The sequence below is a fragment of the Streptomyces sp. NPDC048481 genome, assembly GCF_043200075.1.
Classification (GTDB): Bacteria; Actinomycetota; Actinomycetes; order Streptomycetales; family Streptomycetaceae; genus Streptomyces.
Map to the genome: position 1 here is coordinate 59,103 of NZ_JBICXC010000008.1, position 19,703 is coordinate 78,805.

Sequence of the window (19,703 nt, forward strand, 5' to 3'; positions counted from 1 at the left end):
GTCCGCCCTGGGACACCCCGTCCGCCGGTCCACGCAGCCGGAGGTGCCCATGAGTGCGGAGGCCACGAACCCTGCGACCCCAGGCCCGGTGGCGCCAGCCACACCCCGCAGGCGCAGCCGTCCCCGGATCGATCTGCGCCGCCTGGTCGGGGCCGCGCTGCTCGGCCCCGCCTCCCGCGGCCGCCTTCCGGACGCGATCGGCCACGTCGTCGAGGTCCACCGCGCCCACCACCCCGACGCCGACCTCGAGACCCTGCGCCGCGCCTACGTCCTCGCCGAGTCCTCGCACCGCGGCCAGACACGCAAGAGCGGCGAGCCCTACATCACGCACCCGCTCGCCGTCACCCTGATCCTCGCCGAACTCGGCGCGGAGACCACGACCCTGACCGCCTCGCTGCTCCACGACACCGTCGAGGACACCGATGTGACGCTCGATCAGGTGGGGGAGCAGTTCGGCGCCGAGGTGCGCTATCTCGTCGACGGCGTCACCAAGCTGGAGAAGGTCGACTACGGCGCGGCCGCCGAGCCCGAGACCTTCCGCAAGATGCTCGTCGCGACCGGCAACGACGTACGCGTGATGTCGATCAAGCTCGCCGACCGTCTGCACAACATGCGCACCCTGGGCGTGATGCGCCCCGAGAAACAGGCGCGCATCGCCAAGGTCACCCGGGACGTCCTGATCCCGCTCGCCGAACGCCTCGGCGTCCAGGCCCTCAAGACCGAACTGGAAGACCTCGTCTTCGCGATCCTGCATCCCGAGGAGTACGAGCGCACCCGCGAGCTGGTCGTCGAGAACGCCTCCCGCGCGGACGACCCGCTGGCGGAGTTCGCCGACGCCATGCGCGCGATCCTGCGCGAAGCCGGCATCCAGGCCGAAGTCCTCATCCGCCCGCGGCACTTCGTGTCCGTGCACCGCTTCTCCCGCAAGCGCGGGCGGATGCGCGGCTCCGACTTCGGCCGCCTGCTCGTGCTGGTGAACGAGGACGCCGACTGCTACGCCGTCCTGGGTGAACTGCACACCTGTATGACGCCGGTGGTCTCGGAGTTCAAGGACTTCATCGCCGTCCCCAAGTTCAACCTGTACCAGTCGCTGCACACCGCGGTCGCCCGCGAGGACGGCCAAGTCGCCGAAGTCCTCATCCGCACGCACCAGATGCACAAGGTCGCGGAAGCCGGCGTCGTGGCGCTCGGCAACCCCTACCCCGCGCCCCCCGAGGACCAGACCGGGGAGCGCTCCGCCGGCGACGAGGAGCGCGTCGACCCCACCCGGCCCGGCTGGCTCTCCCGCCTCCTGGACTGGCAGGAGGCCGCGCCCGACCCCGACACCTTCTGGTCCACCCTGCGCGAGGACCTCGCGCAGGACCGCGAGATCACCGTCTTCCGGCCGGACGGCGGCACGCTCGGCCTGCCCGAGGGCGCGACCTGCGTCGACGCCGCGTACGCGCAGTACGGCGAGGACGCCCACGCCTGCATCGGCGCCCGGGTGAACGGCCGCCTGGCGACCCTCAGCACCGTTCTGCGCGACGGCGACACCGTCCAGCTCCTCATGGGCCAGGACCCCGCCTCCGAGCCGTCCAGGGAGTGGCTGGACCACGCCCACACCCCGGCCGCCCGGATCGCCATCCAGCGGTGGCTGGCGACCCACCCCGCCCCGGCCGAGCCGCAGGACTCCGCACCCGCCCCGGACCCGGGCGCCGCCAAGGCCGCGGAGGAGACCGCCCGGTCGACGGCCGACCCCTCCGCAGCGGACACGCCCGCCCCGCCCCCAGGAGCCGCCGTCACCGTCGTCGGCCGGCCCGACGCCACCGTCCGGCTCGCCGGATGCTGCACGCCCGTACCGCTCGACGACATCACCGGCTTCCTGGTACGCGGGGGAGTGGTCACCGTGCACCGCGCGGAGTGCGCCGCCGTGGCGCGCATGGCGAGCGCGGGGCGCGAGGAGGTCGAGGTGAGCTGGGGCGACACCACCGGCTGCCGGGTCAGCCTCGTCGCGGAATCGTTCGGCCGGCCCCATCTGCTGGCCGACCTCACCGAGGCGATGGCCCTCGAAGGCGCCGAGATCGTCTCCGCGACCGTCGAGCCCCCGAGCCAGCAGCGGGTGCGGCACACGTACACCGTCCAGCTGCCCGACGCCGCCCACCTGCCCGCCCTCCTGCGCGCCATGCGCAACGTGCCCGGCGTCTACGACGTGGACCGCGCGCAGCACCACGCACAGGCCTCGGCGGAAACCGCGTAACCGGCGAAGGACCCACCCCGCGCGTGGGGGGTGCGTACGGCGTCACCGTTCGTCAGGACCGCGTCGCGCGTCCGCTCACGCGCGCGGGAGCCCTCCGTTCGGGTGGGCCGGGCGCGCGTCGCCCACGCGACCCGCGTCCGCGCTGGTAGCGGTGGTCCATGCTGCTCACCCCCCGCGTCCGGCTCAAGTCCGCGCTGCTCGCCTCGGCCGTCTCCGTCTGCCTCGTCGCCGCGAGCGCTCCAGCGGACCAGCTCGGCGTCGGCGACCGTCTCTTCCCGTACCTGGGCAACCCCGGGTACGACGTCGCCTCCTACGACCTGTCCTTCACCTACTCCGGGGACAACGCCAAGCCGCTCCAGGCGGTCACCACCATCGCCGCCTGGACGACGGCCGCCCTGGACCGGATCAACCTCGACTTCGCCCACGGCAAGGTCGACTCGGTCGAGGTCGACGGCGAGCCCGCCGCCTTCGCCGGCGCGGGCGACGACCTGGTGGTCACCCCGCGCAGCTCGCTGCCGCCGGACAGCTGGGTCCGGATCACCGTGCGGCACACCAGCGACCCGGTGAGCACCGACGACCGGGACGGCGGCTGGGTCAGGACCGCGGACGGCCTCGCCATGGCCAACCAGGCGGACGCCGCCCACCTGGTCTTCCCGTGCAACGACCACCCCTCCGACAAGGCGATGTTCACCATCCGCGTCACCGCCCCCAACGACTACACGGCCGTCGCGGGCGGACTGCCGGCCGGCGTGGAGCGCGTCGGCCCGGCGACCACGTGGACCTACCGCACCCAGCACCCCATGGCGACGGAGCTGGCCCAGGTGTCGATCGGACGCTCCACCATCGTACGCCGCGAGGGACCCCACGCCCTCCCCGTGCGGGACGTCGTGCCCACCAAGGACCGCGCGGCGCTGGAACCGTGGCTGAAGAAGACCCCCGGACAGATCGCCTGGATGGAGGGCAAGGTCGGCCCCTACCCCTTCGAGACCTACGGCCTTCTCATGGCGGACGCCTCGACCGGGTTCGAGCTGGAGACGCAGACCCTGTCCCTCTTCGAGAAGGACCTCTTCACCGAGCCCGGCTACCCGAAGTGGTACGTCGAGTCGATCATGGTGCACGAGCTGTCCCACCAGTGGTTCGGCGACAGCGTCAGCCCGCGCAGCTGGTCCGACCTGTGGCTCAACGAAGGACACGCCACCTGGTACGAGGCGCTGTACGCGCAGGAGAAGGCGGGCCGCACCCTGGAGGCGCGGATGAAGGCCGCGTACGGCGCCTCCGACCGCTGGCGCGCCGCCGGCGGCCCTCCGGCGCTGCCCAAGGCCCCGCACCCCGGGCAGAAGATCAGCATCTTCCGGCCCAACGTCTACGACGGCGCGGCCCTCGTCCTGTACGCCCTGCGCCAGGAGATCGGCGCCCCCGCCTTCGAGCGCCTGGAACGGGCCTGGGTGCGCAACCACCGCGACTCCACCGCGACCACGGCGGACTTCGAGCGCCTCGCCGCAGGGATCTCGGGGCGCGACCTGAGCGGGTTCTTCAAGGCCTGGCTCTACGGCGAGAAGACGCCGGCGATGCCCGGGCACCCGGACTGGAAGCCCGCCGCACCGGTCGCCAGGGCCGAACCCAAGGCGGAGCCGAAGGGCGCCTCCCACACCGGACCGAGGACCGCCCCGAAGCCGCGGCCGGCGCCCCGGACCCGCTCCTGACGACGGCCGCCGGCCCCGCGGGCGCCGGAATAAGACGATGACGAGACGGGCCGTACCGTGCGACCATCGTCTGGTCGGCGCGGCGCGGCGCACGAGGTGTGCGGGAATCTCCCGGGGCATCCGTGCGTTGTGAGTCCTGAAGGCCGCGGAACCGGCATTCCCAACGACGTAAGGACCCAATGACCTCCTCTTCTTCCCCTTCCCAGGACACCAAGCGCATTGCGCACGCCTATCCCGAAGGTCTCAAGGCCGATGCCCTGATGGAAGAGGACGTCGCCTGGAGCCTCGAGATCGACGGAGACCGGGACGGCGACCAGTTCGACCGCTCCGAGCGCGCGGCCCTGCGCCGCGTGGCAGGCCTCTCCACCGAGCTCGAGGACGTCACCGAAGTCGAGTACCGGCAGCTCCGCCTGGAGCGTGTCGTGCTCGTCGGCGTCTGGACCACGGGAACCTCCCAGGACGCGGACAACTCCCTCGCGGAGCTGGCCGCCCTCGCGGAGACGGCGGGAGCGCTCGTGCTCGACGGCGTCATCCAGCGCCGCGACAAGCCCGACGCGGCCACCTACATCGGCTCCGGCAAGGCGAACGAGCTCCGGGACATCGTCCTGGAGACCGGCGCCGACACCGTGATCTGCGACGGTGAGCTGAGTCCCGGCCAGCTCATCCACCTCGAGGACGTCGTCAAGGTCAAGGTCATCGACCGTACGGCCCTGATCCTGGACATCTTCGCCCAGCACGCCAAGTCCCGTGAGGGCAAGGCGCAGGTCGCGCTCGCGCAGATGCAGTACATGCTGCCGAGGCTGCGCGGCTGGGGTCAGTCGCTGTCCCGCCAGATGGGCGGCGGCAAGGGCGGCGGTCTCGCCACCCGAGGCCCCGGTGAGACCAAGATCGAGACGGACCGGCGACGGATCCGCGAGAAGATGGCGAAGATGCGCCGGGAGATCGCGGAGATGAAGACCGGCCGCGAGATCAAGCGGCAGGAGCGCAAGCGCCACAAGGTGCCGTCCGTCGCCATCGCGGGATACACCAACGCCGGCAAGTCGTCCCTGCTCAACCGTCTCACCGGCGCGGGCGTCCTGGTCGAGAACGCGCTGTTCGCGACCCTGGACCCGACCGTCCGCCGGGCGGAGACCCCGAGCGGCCGTCTGTACACGCTGGTCGACACCGTCGGTTTCGTCCGGCACCTGCCGCACCACCTGGTCGAGGCGTTCCGCTCCACCATGGAGGAGGTCGGCGAGTCCGACCTGATCCTCCACGTGGTGGACGGCTCGCACCCGAACCCGGAGGAGCAGCTGGCCGCCGTGCGCGAGGTCGTCCGGGACGTCGGCGCCACGGGCGTGCCCGAGATCGTCGTGATCAACAAGGCGGACGCCGCCGACCCGCTGACACTTCAGCGGCTCATGCGGATCGAGAAGCGCTCCATCGCGGTCTCGGCCCGCACCGGTCAGGGCATCGACGAACTGCTCGCGTTGATCGACAACGAGCTGCCGCGGCCGTCGGTCGAGATCGAGGCGCTCGTGCCCTACACCCACGGCGGCCTGGTCGCCCGTGCCCACACCGAGGGCGAGGTGATCTCCGAGGAGCACACCGCGGAGGGCACCCTGCTGAAGGTGCGGGTGCACGAGGAGCTCGCGGCGGACCTCGCACCGTACGTTCCGGCGCCGGCCGCCTGACGGTCGCGACCGGCCCGCAGCGCCGTACGCCGAAGGCCTGTCCTCCCGCTCATCGCGCGGGGGGACAGGCCTTCGTCCTGTCAGTGGCTAGCGGCGACCGGCGAACTTGTCGCTCACCGAGTCGTAGACGCCCTTGGCGACGTCGCCGAGCCGCGGTCCGGCGAGCCACCCCGACCGCACCGGGCCGATCGAGGTGTTCGACACCAGGGCCGGCTTGCCGTCCGAGCCGGTCGCGACCCAGCCACCGCCCGACGAACCGCCGGTCATCGTGCAGCCGATGCGGTACATGGTCGGGTCGGCGGAGCTGAGCGAGAACCGTCCCGGCCGGTCCTGGCACCGGTAGAGCTTCTGACCGTCGTACGGCTTGGCCGCCGGGTACCCGGTCGCGGTGATGGTGTCGACCTTCGGGACCGCGGGGGCCTTGAAGTTCACCGGCAGCGCCGAACCGACCGTCTCCTCCAGGGACTTGCCCGTGCCGCCGTCCTCCGGCGTCACATGGATCACGGCGTAGTCGTAGGAGGCGCCGTCGCCGCCGGTCTGACCGCCCTGCGCGATCCACTGGTCCGACGTCTTCGTCCAGTCGCCCCACCAGACCCCGTAGGGAGCGGCCTGCTCCTTGGTGGCCGTCTTCAACTGGGCGGACGACAGGCCCCGATCGTTGTACGACGGCACGAACGCGATGTTGCGGTACCAGCCGCCGCCCTTGCCCGCGTGCACGCAATGGCCCGCCGTCCACACCAGGTTGGACTTGCCCGGGTGGGCCGGGTCCTTGACGACCGTCGCCGAGCAGACCATCGTGCCCTCGGGCGAGTCGAAGAACACCTTGCCGGCCTCGGGGGCGTTGGCGTGGTAGTTCGTCGGCACGGCCTTGGCCTCCACCGCCTGCGGCGCGGGGTCGGTCACGCCCTGGTCACCGGAGAGGTCGCTGTCGTCGACGCTGCGGTCCGGGTCCTCCGCCTCGCGCATCCGGTCCGGGTCCCACAGGCCCTTGATGATCGGGTTGACGTAGTCCTTGGCCTCGCGCAGCCAGTCGTCCCGGTCCCAGTTCTTCCAGGCGCCGTTCTTCCACTTGTCGAGATCGATCCCGTGCTCCTTGAGCCGGTCCTTGATGTCGTCCGGGATCGTGATCTTCCCGTCGCCGGTGGCCGACGCGGAGGCTTCGGTGCGTCCGCCGGCCTCGCTGTCGCCCGAGTCGCACGCGGTCGCGGTGAGCGCGAGCACCGAGACGAGGGCCATGGCGCCCAGCACGGGGGAAGTGGTGCGGCGCGCGTTCCTCCTTCGGCGAACGGTGAACGACGGCCGTGTGGATCGCATGGTCTGACTCCCCCTGCAGTGAACGAACTTGAGACACCGGCCGTTCCCCCGCGACGGAATCCACGGGTGCCTCGTCCCGTGTGCGAACGGGTCGCACGGCCTGGTGCGATGCCACCACACGATATGCGTTCGCTGTGGGGGACTTCCGACGGAACGGCAACTGTTCGGTCACAGCGCGGATCTTGTGGCAACCCGTAACCGCGAAGACGGTCCGCGGTTGGTAGCGGTGGGGGGTCCGCTGTCCGCGCCCGGCCCCTGAACTGCGGGAGGACGGTGGGCCGTGGTCGTGACCGAGTCGGTACCCGAGGGCATTCTGAAGCGTCAGTCGGCGCGTGAGTCGGCGGCGCGCACCTACGCGCGCGTTCTGCCGATCGTGCCGGTGCGGGCCCGCGGGATGACCGTCGAGGGCGCGGACGGCCGCCGTTACCTGGACTGCCTCTCCGGCGCCGGCGCTCTCGCCCTCGGGCACAACCATCCGGTCGTGCTGGAGGCCGTCCGCACCGTGCTCGACTCGGGCGCGCCCCTACAGGTCCTCGACCTCGCGACTCCCGTCAAGGACGCCTTCGTCACGGAGCTGTTCCGCACCCTGCCGCCCGGTCTGGCCGACCACGCGCGCGTGCAGTTCTGCGGACCGGCCGGCACGGACGCCGTGGAGGCCGCGCTCAAACTCGTCCGGGCCGCCACCGGACGCACGGGCATGCTGGCGTTCACCGGCGCCTACCACGGCATGACCGCCGGATCACTGGAGGTCTCCTCCGGCGCGGGCGACGTCCGGGCGACGCGGCTGCCCTACCCGCAGGACTACCGCTGCCCGTTCGGCGTCGGCGGCGAACACGGCGCCGAACTCGCCGCCCGCTGGACCGAGTCCGTGCTCGACGACCCCAAGTCGGGGGTGCGGCCCCCCGCCGGGATGATCCTCGAACCCGTACAGGGGGAGGGCGGTGTCATCCCCGCGCCGGACGCCTGGCTGCGCCGGATGAGGCAGATCACCGCGGACCGCTCCATCGCGCTGATCGCCGACGAGGTACAGACGGGCGTCGGGCGGACCGGCGCCTTCTGGGCGGTGCAGCACAGCGGGGTCACCCCGGACGTGATGGTCCTGTCCAAGGCGATCGGCGGCGGCCTGCCGCTCGCCGTCGTCGTCTACCGGGAGGACCTCGACGTCTGGCGACCGGGGGCCCACGCAGGCACCTTCCGCGGCAACCAGCTCGCCATGGCCGCCGGCACGGCCACCCTCGCCTTCGTCCGCGAACACGGCCTCGCGGAACGCGCCGCGGCCGTCGGCGCCCGCCTGCTGAGCAGCCTCCGCGACCTCGCCGAGGAGTTCCCGTGCATGGGAGACGTCCGGGGGCGCGGGCTGATGATCGGAGTCGAGATGGTCGACCCGGAGGGCGAGCGCCCCGGGAGTGCGGGAAACACCAAGGCGCACAGGACCGACTTGACCGAAGGAGGCGACAGGGTTGACGGGGTTGACCGCATTGACAGGGTTGACGGTATTGACGGGGCTCACCTGACCCGTGGCGCCTGCCAACCTCACGAGGGCGAGGAGATCCATGAGGCCGACAGGAGCCCTGATAGCCGCGGTGCGCGTGACCCGCTCCCTGCCGCCCCGGAACTGGCCCTCGCCCTCCAGCGGGAGTGCCTGCGGCGCGGCCTGATCGTCGAACTCGGAGGGCGCCACGGCGGCGTCGTACGACTGCTCCCGCCGTTGACCGTCACCGACGAGCAGGCCACCGCGGTGCTGGACCGGCTGGCGGACGCGATGGCCGCGGTGGCTGCGGACCACGCCCGCGGCACGGGCCGGGCGCGCCGGTCCTCCGAGCAGGTTCCGCCTCAGGGCGGCCGTGCCGAGCGGACGAGATGACCCCGCGCGCGGGCAGCCCCGCACTCCGCATCCCATGAGGACCGACCGAGGACCGACCGAGGACCGACCGTGACCAGCTCTCCCCAGCCCACTGACGCCGATTCCGCGCCCCTCGCGCGCACACCCGCGGCCCCGCTCGAGCGGCCGTCTGCCTGCTCCGTCTCCTCTTCCGCGTCCACCGGCCCCGTCTCCTCCGCAGGGCCCTCCGATCCCGTCGCGCACCCCCTGCCGACGCCGCGCGGGGAGGTGGCGTGTCCGCCCGTCGAACCGCCGGGCCCCGCCACCGACGACCTCCTGGACCGTCCCGACCCGCAGACCGCCGCCCAGGCCGCGGGCGTCGAGAGCCTGCTGCGCTGCTGGGTCCGCGAGACCGGCCTGTCCGCCCCCGACGACGGCGTCCTGCGCGTGCCGTTGCCCGCGAGCGGGGCGGCTCTGCTCGTCCCGGTCCGTTACTGGTCCCGGACGGGCTGGCACCGTTTCGGCCTGCCTCGCCTGGCCGGCGCCCCCGAACAGGCCCCGCCCGTGGACGCCGTCACGGTCGCCGCCCTCCTGGCCCGCGAGACGCCCGCGCGCGGCGCGGACGGTGCCGGCGGTGTGAGCGGTGCCGGGGCGGCCGAGGATGCCGGGGGTACGGCCGGTGGTACGGCCGGGCTGACCGGCGAGGGCATGGACCTCGTGGCACGCGTCGCCGACTCCGTCCGCCGTACGGTCATGTTCCTCACCGAGCGCGGCGAGCGCCCCGCCGACGGCCCCGATCTGTTCCTGGCCGCCGAGCAGGCGCTGCTGCTGGGGCACCCGCTGCACCCGACCCCCAAGAGCCGGGAAGGGCTCTCGGACGGCGAGGCGCGGCGGTACTCGCCGGAATCGCGCGGAGCCTTCCCGCTCCACTGGCTCGGCGTCGCTCCCTCCGCCCTCGCCACGGACTCCGCCTGGACCGAGGGCGGCCGTCCCGTCGCCGCCGGACGGCTGACTGCGCGGCTGGCGGGCGCGGGGCTGTCGGTGCCGGATGGTTTCGCCGCCCTGCCCGCGCATCCCTGGCAACTGGGCGAGATGCGCCGCCGTCCCGAGGCCGAGGCGCTGTTCGACGCCGGTCTGCTGCGGGATCTGGGCGCGCACGGCCTGCCGTGGCACCCCACCTCCTCCGTGCGCACCGTGTACCGGCCCGGCGCCCCGGCCATGCTGAAGCTGTCGTTGGCCGTGCACATCACCAACTCGCGCCGCGAGAACCTCCGCAAGGAACTGCACCGGGGTGTGGAGGTGCACCGACTGCTGCGGTCCGGCCTGGCCGAGGAGTGGCACGCGGCGCACCCCGGCTTCGACATCGTCCGCGATCCGGCCTGGCTGGCCGTCGACGGCCGGGACGGCCGCCCGCTCACCGGGCTCGACGTGATGATCCGCCACAACCCCTTCGGCCCGGCGGACGACGTCAGCTGTCTCGCCGGCCTCGTCGCGCCCCGGCCGCACGCGCGCGATGCGTCCCACGCGGCGCACGCGCGCGATGCGGGCCGCCGCACGTCCGGGACGCCCTCCACCCCCGCGGACGGCGGCCCGCTCCGGCGCTCGCGGCTGGCCGTGATCGTGTCCCGTCTCGCCGGGCGCACCGGCAGGCCGCCGGGGGCGGTGGCGGCGGAGTGGTTCCTGCGCTACCTGGAGCACGTCGTCCGGCCCGTGCTCTGGCTCGACGGCGTCGCCGGGATCGCCCTGGAGGCGCACCAGCAGAACACGCTCGTCCTGCTGGACCCGGACGGCTGGCCCAAGGGCGGCCGCTACCGCGACAACCAGGGCTACTACTTCCGCCAGTCGCGCCGCAGCGACCTCGACGCCCGGCTCCCCGGGATCGGCAGGCGCAGCGACACCTTCGTCTCCGACGACGTCACCGACGAGCGCTTCTGCTACTACCTGGGCATCAACAACGTGCTGGGACTCATCGGCGCGTTCGGCTCCCAGGGGCTCGCCGACGAACGTCTGCTGCTCGCGGGCTTCCGGCGCTTCCTCGCCGACGTCGACCGCCCCTCAGCCGACGCCGTGGCCGGCTCGGACCCGGGTGCACGGCGGGCGGCCGCCCGCAGTTCCCTGCCCGCCCGGCTGCTCGACTCGCCCGTCCTGCGCTGCAAGGCCAATCTGCTCACCCGGCTGCACGGACTCGACGAACTCGTCGGCCCGGTGGACACCCAGTCCGTCTACGTCACCGTCGCCAACCCGCTGCTGTCCTGAACCGTCCGAGAGGAGACCCCCGTGCGCGGTGCCGGAACGCACGCCCGACCCGGTGCGCGCCCTGCCATCGGCGACCGGGCAGACGTCGTCACGCGCGTGGGTGCGTTCCGGCTCGTCCCCGTGCGGATCGAGCGGGACCTCCCGCTCGTCGTCCGGTGGATGAACGACCCGGCGGTCGCGGCGTTCTGGGATCTGGCGGGGCCGGCCTCCGTGACGGAGCGGCACCTGCGTGAACAGTGCGCCGCCGACGGTCACAGCGCCCCGTGCCTGGGCCTGCTGGAGGGGCGGCCGATGAGCTACTGGGAGATCTACCGGGCGGACCTCGACCCACTGGCCCGGCACTACCCGGCCCGGCCCCACGACATGGGCGTCCACCTCCTCATCGGCGGCGCGGCCGACCGGGGGCGGGGGCTCGGCGGGCCGCTGCTCGAAGCCGTAGCCGCACTCGTCCTCGACGGATCGCCCGCGTGCGACCGCGTCGTCGCCGAACCCGACCTGCGCAACGTCCCCTCCGTCGCCGCCTTCCTGAGCGCCGGCTTCCGGTTCTCGGCGGAGCTGGATCTACCAGCCAAGCGGGCGGCCCTGATGATCCGAGAACGTCACGCGTCCGATCGTCGATGAAAACCCATGGGCGTCCATCTGCCCGATCCGGTCACTTTCCGGCCTCGGAGCCGTCACCTTCTGCCACTGCTCGCTCGTCTGCCCCTCCGCCACCAGGAAATCCACGGTCTTGATCCCTACCCTGCCGCCCGCCTCGGGCATCCGATTGTCAGTGCCGCGCCGTAGGGTGGTCGCGCTATGACGAAGCCCTCACTCCCCGAACTCCTGCACGCCGCCGTCGCCGCCGTCGGCGGCACGGAGCGCCCCGGCCAGGTGACCATGGCCGAAGCCGTCGCCGAGGCGATCGACGACGGCTCACACCTGCTGGTCCAGGCCGGCACCGGCACCGGCAAGTCCCTCGGCTACCTCGTGCCCGCGCTCGCCCACGGGGAGCGCGTCGTGGTGGCCACTGCCACGCTGGCCCTCCAGCGCCAGCTCGTCGAGCGCGACCTGCCGCGCACGGTCGAGGCGCTGCATCCGCTGCTGCGCCGGCGGCCGGAGTTCGCCATGCTCAAGGGCCGGTCGAACTACCTGTGCCTGCACCGCCTCCACGAGGGCGTCCCGCAGGACGAGGAGGAGGGCCTCTTCGACCAGTTCGAGGCGGCCGCGCCCACCAGCAAGCTCGGCCAGGACCTGTTGCGGCTGCGGGACTGGTCCGACGAGACCGAGTCGGGGGACCGCGACGACCTCACCCCGGGCGTGTCCGACCGGGCCTGGGCCCAGGTGTCGGTGTCCTCCCGCGAGTGCCTCGGCGCCACGAAATGCGCCTACGGAGCCGAGTGCTTCGCCGAGATGGCCCGCGAGCGCGCCAAGCTGGCCGACGTCGTCGTCACCAACCACGCGCTGCTGGCCATCGACGCCATCGAGGGCGCCCCCGTCCTGCCGCAGCACGAGGTGCTGATCGTCGACGAGGCCCACGAGCTGGTCTCCCGCGTCACCGGCGTCGCCACGGGGGAGCTGACCCCGGGCCAGGTCAACCGGTCCGTGCGCCGGGCCGCCAAACTCGTCAACGAGAAGGCGGCCGACCAGTTGCAGAGCGCCGCCGAGGGCTTCGAGCGGCTCATGGAGCTGGCCCTTCCGGGCCGCCTGGAGGAGATCCCGGAGGACCTCGGCTACGCCCTGATGGCGCTGCGTGACGCCGCACGGACGGTGATCTCCGCGATCGGCGCCACCCGTGACAAGTCCGTCCAGGACGAGGACGCGGTGCGCAAGCAGGCGCTGGCCTCCGTCGAATCCGTGCACGACGTGGCGGAGCGCATCTGCAACGGCTCCGAGTGGGACGTCGTCTGGTACGAGCGCCACGAGCGCTTCGGTGCCTCCCTGTGCGTCGCGCCCATGTCCGTCTCGGGTCTGCTGCGGGAGAAGCTCTTCACGGACCGGTCCGTGACGCTGGCCTCGGCCACGCTGAAGCTGGGCGGGGACTTCAACGGGGTGGGCGCCTCGATGGGGCTCGCGCCGGAGGGCACGGAGGGCGACGACGTCCCCCGGTGGAAGGGCATCGACGTCGGCTCCCCCTTCGACTACCCCAAACAGGGCATCCTGTACGTCGCCAAACACCTCGCGCGGCCCGCGCGCGACGGCGACCGCGCCGACATGCTCGACGAACTGACCGAGCTGATCCAGGCAGCGGGCGGGCGCACGCTCGGACTCTTCTCCTCCATGCGCGCGGCGCAGCTCGCCGCCGAGGAACTGCGCACCCGGCTCCCCGAGTTCCCGATCCTGCTCCAGGGCGAGGAGACCCTCGGCGAACTGATCAAGAACTTCTCGGCGGACCCGCAGACCTGCCTGTTCGGCACGCTGTCGCTCTGGCAGGGCGTCGACGTGCCCGGCACGAGCTGTCAGCTGGTCGTCATGGACAAGATCCCGTTCCCACGCCCGGACGACCCCCTGATGAGCGCCCGCCAGAAGGCCGTGGAGGAGGCCGGAGGCAACGGTTTCATGGCCGTCGCCGCGACCCACGCGGCGCTGCTCATGGCCCAGGGCGCCGGCCGTCTGGTCCGGGCGTCGGGGGACCGCGGGGTGGTGGCCGTCCTGGACCAGCGACTGGCGACTGCACGGTACGGAAGCTATCTGAAGGCCTCCCTGCCCGACTTCTGGTACACCACGGACCGCAACCAGGTCCGCAGGTCGCTCGCCGCGATCGACGCGAAGGCGAAGCAGGCGGAGTCCGACCTCGCGGCGCGGTCCGGGACATCGGCGAAGGCGGGGAGCGAGGACGCGGCCGGGACGTAACAGGACGCCGAGACCCAGAGGGAGGTGTAGGCGCAGGGCCAGCGTCGGCCGGCGGCGGGGCCCACACGCCTGAGGAGGCGGGCGGTCCCGCGGGGAGGGGCAGGGCGCGTCGGCGCAGCGCAGGGCCCCGGAACCGGCGCAGGGATCCCGGGGCCCAGTCAGAGGGGCCGGGCGGGTGCGTGCCCGCCCGTCACGAGGCTCAGACGCGGCGCAGTACGGCCACCACCTTGCCGAGGATGGTCGCGTCGTCGCCCGGGATCGGCTCGTAGGCGGAGTTGTGCGGCAGCAGCCACACATGGCCGTCCTCGCGCTTGAAGCGCTTGACCGTGGCCTCTCCGTCGAGCATCGCGGCCACGATGTCGCCGTTCTCGGCGACGGGCTGGCGGCGGACGGTGACCCAGTCGCCGTCACAGATCGCGGCCTCGATCATCGAGTCGCCGACGACCTTGAGGACGAACAGCTCGCCGTCGCCCACGAGCTGCCTCGGGAGCGGGAACACGTCCTCCACCGACTCCTCGGCGAGGATGGGTCCGCCGGCGGCGATCCGGCCGACCAGGGGGACATAGGACGCGGCCGGCTTCCCGGCGGTGTCGGTGGGCTGCACGGAGGCGGCCTGGTCCGAACCGCGCACCTCGTACGCGCGCGGGCGGTGCGGGTCGCGGCGCAGGAAGCCCTTGCGCTCCAGCGCCATGAGCTGGTGGGCGACCGAGGACGTGCTGGACAGGCCGACCGCCTGGCCGATCTCCCTCATCGACGGCGGATACCCGCGCCGTTGCACGGAGTCCCTGATGACCTCGATCACTCGGCGCTGCCGGTCGGTGAGCCCCGAGCTGTCTGCGCGGATGCCCGGAGGCCGGCCGGGCAACGAGCGCTTGTGCGCCTCGGGATTCACGGTTTCGTTCATCGCATGCACCGGCTCGAGTCGGCCCTGGGAGCGGTCCTGGGCAGTGATGGTGGCACTGTCTGCGGTGGTGGTCACGTCGGCCCCTCTCGGTTGTCTCCCTGCTGGACAACGGTAGTGGCTTTCGAAAGGTTGCGCCAAACACACGTTCGAGTGAAAAAACGTGGATAACCGGACTTGATCTTGTCTCTGGGTGTATGGCTGACGCGGTCTCCGGGCAGGTGGAGGGCCTCACCGTTGTACTCTTCACCGCCGGAGACGATGACCTTGTGAGGCGTGGCCCCAGTCTGCCATCCGGCCTCCGGTGGATCGAGGACCGGGACCGCTGCTGCGCGAGAGTCCCACCGCTCCTCCCCGTGGCGCTCACGGTATCGCCGTGAGCGCCGTCGCGATACGCCCGTACACGCGCGTGCCGGGGTGGATTCCGGGTGCTCGGCGTGACGGCCGGATCGCGTGCGGTGAGCGCGAAGTACGCGACACGCGATACGGCCTGGATGTATGCGCCAAGCCCCACATGTAGTGGTTGGATTGGCGCAGCGGCCCAGAAGTTGTGGTCCGGTGTCTTCGGATGCTGATGGATCCCCTATGCTTGGGGCTGCTTCGTGGGGCCCCTGAGGTCCGGCGAGGCCATTGAGTCTGCTGTGAGGAGGGTTGGAGTTCATGCACTGCCCCTTCTGCAGGCACCCCGACAGCCGCGTGGTCGACAGCCGTACGACGGACGACGGCACGTCGATCCGCAGGCGGCGTCAGTGCCCCGACTGCTCCCGCCGCTTCACGACCGTGGAGACGTGCTCGCTGATGGTGGTCAAGCGGTCCGGGGTCACCGAACCGTTCAGCCGCACCAAGGTGATCAACGGTGTCCGCAAGGCGTGTCAGGGGCGGCCCGTCACCGAGGACGCCCTCGCCCAGCTCGGCCAGCGGGTCGAGGAGGCGGTACGGGCGACCGGAAGCGCCGAGCTGACCACCCATGACGTGGGGCTGGCCATACTCGGTCCGCTGCAGGAGCTGGACCTCGTCGCCTATCTGCGGTTCGCCTCCGTCTACCGGGCGTTCGACTCGCTCGAGGACTTCGAGGCGGCGATCGCGGAACTCAGGGACCAGACGGGACCCCCCGCCCCGGACGAAGGCGACCGCCCGGACGAAGCAGGGGATGTCGCGGGGAGCCGGAAGGACGACGGCGGGCGCGGAGGGACCGTGCAGGTCCCCGAGCCGGCCCAGGCCGCCGACTGACCGACGGGCCGCGCCCGGAGCCCCTCCGCGGCGGCAGGGCGGCGGCCGACGAAGACCTGGTGTGGGCGGTAGCGCGTGGGCGCCCACAGCACGAGACAGAACAACGTGTCACGGGAACAACGTGGCATTTCAGGGCGTTTTCGCCCGTAGAGGGAGGCGGCATGACAGAGACGGCGAGCGGTCCGGCACGAGGTTCCCGAGCCAAGGGCGCTAAGAACACCAAGGGCCTGCGCATCGAGCGCATCCACACGACCCCCGGAGTGCATCCTTACGACGAGGTTGCCTGGGAGCGTCGTGACGTCGTCATGACCAACTGGCGCGACGGCTCGGTCAACTTCGAGCAGCGTGGCGTCGAGTTCCCCGACTTCTGGTCGGTGAACGCGGTCAACATCGTCACCAGCAAGTACTTCCGCGGTGCCGTGGGCACCCCGCAGCGCGAGACCGGCCTCCGGCAGCTGATCGACCGCATCGTGAAGACGTACCGGAAGGCCGGCGAGGACAACAGCTACTTCGCCTCGCCCGCCGACGCCGAGATCTTCGAGCACGAGCTGGCCTACGCCCTCCTGCACCAGATCTTCAGCTTCAACAGCCCCGTCTGGTTCAACGTCGGGACCCCGCAGCCCCAGCAGGTCTCCGCCTGCTTCATCCTGGCCGTCGACGACTCCATGGAGTCGATCCTCGACTGGTACAAGGAAGAGGGCATGATCTTCAAGGGCGGCTCCGGCGCCGGCCTGAACCTCTCGCGGATCCGCTCCTCCAAGGAACTCCTCTCCTCCGGCGGCAACGCCTCCGGCCCGGTGTCCTTCATGCGCGGCGCCGACGCCTCCGCCGGCACCATCAAGTCCGGTGGCGCCACGCGTCGTGCGGCCAAGATGGTCGTCCTCGACGTGGACCACCCGGACATCGAGGACTTCATCGCCACCAAGGTGAAGGAGGAGGAGAAGATCCGCGCCCTGCGCGACGCGGGCTTCGACATGGACCTGGGCGGCGACGACATCACGTCCGTCCAGTACCAGAACGCCAACAACAGCGTCCGCGTCAACGACGAGTTCATGACGGCCGTCGAGAACGGCGCCGAGTTCGGCCTGCGCGCCCGCATGACCGGCGAGATCATCGAGAAGGTCGACGCCAAGGCGCTGTTCCGCAAGCTCGCCGAGGCCGCCTGGGCCTGCGCCGACCCCGGCATCCAGTACGACGGTGTGATCAACAACTGGCACACCTGCCCCGAGTCCGGCCGGATCACCGCGTCGAACCCGTGCAGCGAGTACATGCACCTGGACAACACGTCCTGCAACCTCGCCTCGCTGAACCTGATGAAGTTCCTCAAGGACGACGGCAAGGGCACCCAGTCCTTCGAGGCGGACCGCTTCCAGAAGGTCGTCGAGCTCGTCATCACCGCGATGGACATCTCCATCTGCTTCGCGGACTTCCCCACCCAGAAGATCGGCGAGAACACGCGCGCGTTCCGCCAGCTCGGCATCGGCTACGCCAATCTCGGCGCCCTGCTGATGGCCACCGGCCACGCCTACGACAGCGACGGCGGCCGCTCCCTCGCCGGCGCCATCACCTCCCTGATGACCGGCACGGCCTACCGCCGCTCCTCGGAGCTGGCCGCGGTCGTCGGCCCGTACGACGGCTACGCCCGCAACGCCGACGCCCACAACCGCGTCATGAAGCAGCACTCCGACGCCAACGCGACGGCCCCGCGCATGGACGACCTGGACACCCCGGTCTGGGCCGCCGCCACGGAGGCCTGGCAGGACGTGCTGCGCCTCGGTGAGAAGAACGGCTTCCGTAACGCCCAGGCGTCCGTGCTCGCCCCGACCGGCACCATCGGTCTGGCGATGTCCTGCGACACCACCGGCGTCGAGCCCGACCTCGCCCTGGTCAAGTTCAAGAAGCTGGTCGGCGGCGGCTCCATGCAGATCGTCAACGGCACCGTCCCGCAGGCCCTGCGCCGCCTGGGCTACCAGGAGGAGCAGATCGAGGCGATCGTCGCCCACATCGCCGAGAACGGCAACGTGATCGACGCCCCCGGTCTCGCGCACGAGCACTACGAGGTGTTCGACTGCGCCATGGGCGAGCGCGCCATCTCCCCGATGGGCCACGTCCGCATGATGGCCGCGATCCAGCCCTGGATCTCCGGAGCCATCTCCAAGACGGTCAACATGCCGGAGACGGCGACCGTCGAGGAGGTCGAGGAGATCTACTTCGAGGCCTGGAAGCTGGGCGTCAAGGCGCTCGCGATCTACCGCGACAACTGCAAGGTCGGCCAGCCCCTCTCCGCGAAGACCAAGGAGAAGGAGAAGGCCGAGGTCACCGAGAAGGCCGAGGACACGATCCGTGCCGCGGTCGAGAAGGTCATCGAGTACCGCCCGGTCCGCAAGCGCCTGCCCAAGGGCCGTCCCGGCATCACGACCTCGTTCACGGTCGGCGGCGCCGAGGGCTACATGACCGCCAACTCCTACCCGGACGACGGTCTCGGCGAGGTCTTCCTGAAGATGTCCAAGCAGGGTTCGACCCTCGCCGGCATGATGGACGCCTTCTCCATCGCGGTCTCCGTCGGCCTCCAGTACGGCGTCCCGCTGGAGACGTACGTCTCGAAGTTCACCAACATGCGCTTCGAGCCGGCCGGCATGACGGACGACCCGGACGTGCGGATGGCGCAGTCGATCGTCGACTACATCTTCCGCCGCCTGGCGCTCGACTTCCTGCCCTTCGAGACCCGCTCGGCACTCGGCATCCACTCCGCCGAGGAGCGTCAGCGCCACCTGGAGACCGGCTCCTACGAGCCGAACCTCGAGGAGGAGGACGTGGACGTGGAGGGCCTGGCCCAGTCCGCGCCCCGCCAGACGGACCTGAAGGCCGTCGCCGCGCCCAAGGCGGAGCCCGAGGCGGCCCGTCCGGTGCCGCAGCAGGCCCACACCAGCGCCGAGCTGGTGGAGATGCAGCTGGGCATCCAGGCCGACGCCCCGCTGTGCTTCTCCTGCGGCACGAAGATGCAGCGCGCCGGCTCCTGCTACATCTGCGAGGGCTGCGGCTCCACCAGCGGCTGCAGCTAGGCGGTGACGCCCGGATCGGCATGATCCGGCGAGGGCGGTGGAGCCGGACTTCGGCTCCACCGCCCTCGGCGTTCCCGCCCGCCGGCGTCATCGGACGGGCCCGCGTGACGACGCCCGTTCGCGCCCGGCGCGATCAGGACCGGTGCACCCGGCCCATGACGCGGGTGAACGTCGCCGGGTCGTCCTCGAAGCCCCGTACCCCCGGGTGGAACGACCAGCTGTCGGACGTCTCGCGCACGAACTCACCGACGGTCGCCGCGGTCGCGCCCAGGACGTCGCCGAACTCGCCCTCGTCCAGGACGGTGTAGCCCTCCCTTATGCGGAAGCCGGGGTTGAGGACCCCGACGAACGTCCGGGGCTGAGGGCTCTGCTGGATGACGACGCCGAGGACCACGCGCGCGTACCGCGCGTCCAGACGGTCGAGCTCCAGCGTCATGACCTCGTCCCAGCCGAAGCCCTTGCCGTCCTTGCTGTCCCGGTTGAGATAGATCGTGCCGTCGGGCGAGCGGCTGTCGAAGTGCACCACGTAGGCGGGGTCGCCGTGTGGATCGCTCGCCAGGTAGGTCGCCGCCACGACGTCCAGGTCGGTGGGCGGCTGCCCCGCCGGACTGGGATCCCACTTCAGCGCCATCTCGATCTTGCGGATGCCCTTGTTGAGGCCGCTCACCGGACTT

12 protein-coding genes are annotated in these 19,703 nt (G+C 71.6%); 9 read left to right on the plus strand and 3 right to left on the minus strand.

Annotated elements, in window-relative coordinates; translation table 11 throughout:
• The first annotated feature begins 49 nt into the window (after positions 1-49).
• From ACGFSH_RS23680 to hflX, 3 genes are all read left to right on the plus strand, one after another.
• Positions 50-2,236 carry a RelA/SpoT family protein gene (locus tag ACGFSH_RS23680; protein ID WP_393351754.1) on the plus strand — a complete coding sequence of 729 codons (2,187 nt, stop codon included), beginning with the start codon at positions 50-52 and terminating at the stop codon, positions 2,234-2,236.
• A gap of 158 nt (positions 2,237-2,394) precedes the next feature.
• Entirely contained in the window at positions 2,395-3,939 is a 1,545-nt protein-coding gene (locus ACGFSH_RS23685) for a M1 family metallopeptidase (protein ID WP_393351758.1), read from the plus strand.
• A 179-nt stretch (positions 3,940-4,118) separates the two neighbouring features.
• A complete protein-coding gene (gene hflX, locus ACGFSH_RS23690) occupies positions 4,119-5,612 on the plus strand; it encodes a GTPase HflX (protein WP_393351761.1) in 1,494 nt (497 codons plus the stop codon).
• An 87-nt stretch (positions 5,613-5,699) separates the two neighbouring features.
• Here the strand turns inward: hflX and ACGFSH_RS23695 are convergent, their stop codons facing one another.
• On the minus strand, positions 5,700-6,926 hold the full coding sequence (locus ACGFSH_RS23695) for a trypsin-like serine peptidase (protein ID WP_393351763.1): 1,227 nt from the start codon (positions 6,924-6,926) through the stop codon (positions 5,700-5,702).
• Positions 6,927-7,212: 286 nt separating this feature from the next.
• Here ACGFSH_RS23695 and ACGFSH_RS23700 point away from each other — a divergent pair, with 286 nt between their 5' ends.
• The 4 genes from ACGFSH_RS23700 to ACGFSH_RS23715 all read left to right on the plus strand — a co-directional run bounded on the left by ACGFSH_RS23700 (position 7,213) and on the right by ACGFSH_RS23715 (position 13,836).
• The gene (locus ACGFSH_RS23700) at positions 7,213-8,790 is read left to right on the plus strand and encodes a diaminobutyrate--2-oxoglutarate transaminase family protein (protein ID WP_393351764.1); all 1,578 of its coding nucleotides are present in this window, start codon (positions 7,213-7,215) and stop codon (positions 8,788-8,790) included.
• Positions 8,791-9,036: 246 nt separating this feature from the next.
• Positions 9,037-11,004, plus strand: coding sequence for an IucA/IucC family protein (locus ACGFSH_RS23705; RefSeq protein WP_393351766.1), 1,968 nt, complete (start codon positions 9,037-9,039; stop codon positions 11,002-11,004).
• 21 nt (positions 11,005-11,025) lie between these two features.
• Positions 11,026-11,625, plus strand: coding sequence for a GNAT family N-acetyltransferase (locus tag ACGFSH_RS23710; RefSeq protein WP_393351769.1), 600 nt, complete (start codon positions 11,026-11,028; stop codon positions 11,623-11,625).
• A 177-nt stretch (positions 11,626-11,802) separates the two neighbouring features.
• Positions 11,803-13,836 (plus strand): ATP-dependent DNA helicase, encoded by a 2,034-nt coding sequence (locus ACGFSH_RS23715; protein WP_393351771.1) that lies wholly within the window; start codon positions 11,803-11,805, stop codon positions 13,834-13,836.
• 199 nt (positions 13,837-14,035) lie between these two features.
• On the opposite strand, the gene lexA is transcribed toward ACGFSH_RS23715, so the two are convergent.
• Positions 14,036-14,815, minus strand: a complete 780-nt coding sequence (lexA, locus tag ACGFSH_RS23720; protein WP_329414333.1) for a transcriptional repressor LexA — start codon at positions 14,813-14,815, stop codon at positions 14,036-14,038.
• 582 nt (positions 14,816-15,397) lie between these two features.
• Here lexA and nrdR point away from each other — a divergent pair.
• Together nrdR and ACGFSH_RS23730 are read left to right on the plus strand one after the other, a co-directional pair.
• The gene (gene nrdR / locus ACGFSH_RS23725; protein ID WP_393351773.1) at positions 15,398-15,967 is read left to right on the plus strand and encodes a transcriptional regulator NrdR; all 570 of its coding nucleotides are present in this window, start codon (positions 15,398-15,400) and stop codon (positions 15,965-15,967) included.
• 161 nt (positions 15,968-16,128) lie between these two features.
• Positions 16,129-19,029, plus strand: a complete 2,901-nt coding sequence (locus ACGFSH_RS23730; RefSeq protein ID WP_393351776.1) for a vitamin B12-dependent ribonucleotide reductase — start codon at positions 16,129-16,131, stop codon at positions 19,027-19,029.
• Positions 19,030-19,162: 133 nt separating this feature from the next.
• Here the strand turns inward: ACGFSH_RS23730 and ACGFSH_RS23735 are convergent, their stop codons facing one another.
• A complete protein-coding gene (locus ACGFSH_RS23735; protein WP_393351779.1) occupies positions 19,163-19,696 on the minus strand; it encodes a TerD family protein in 534 nt (177 codons plus the stop codon).
• Positions 19,697-19,703: the final 7 nt, after the last annotated feature.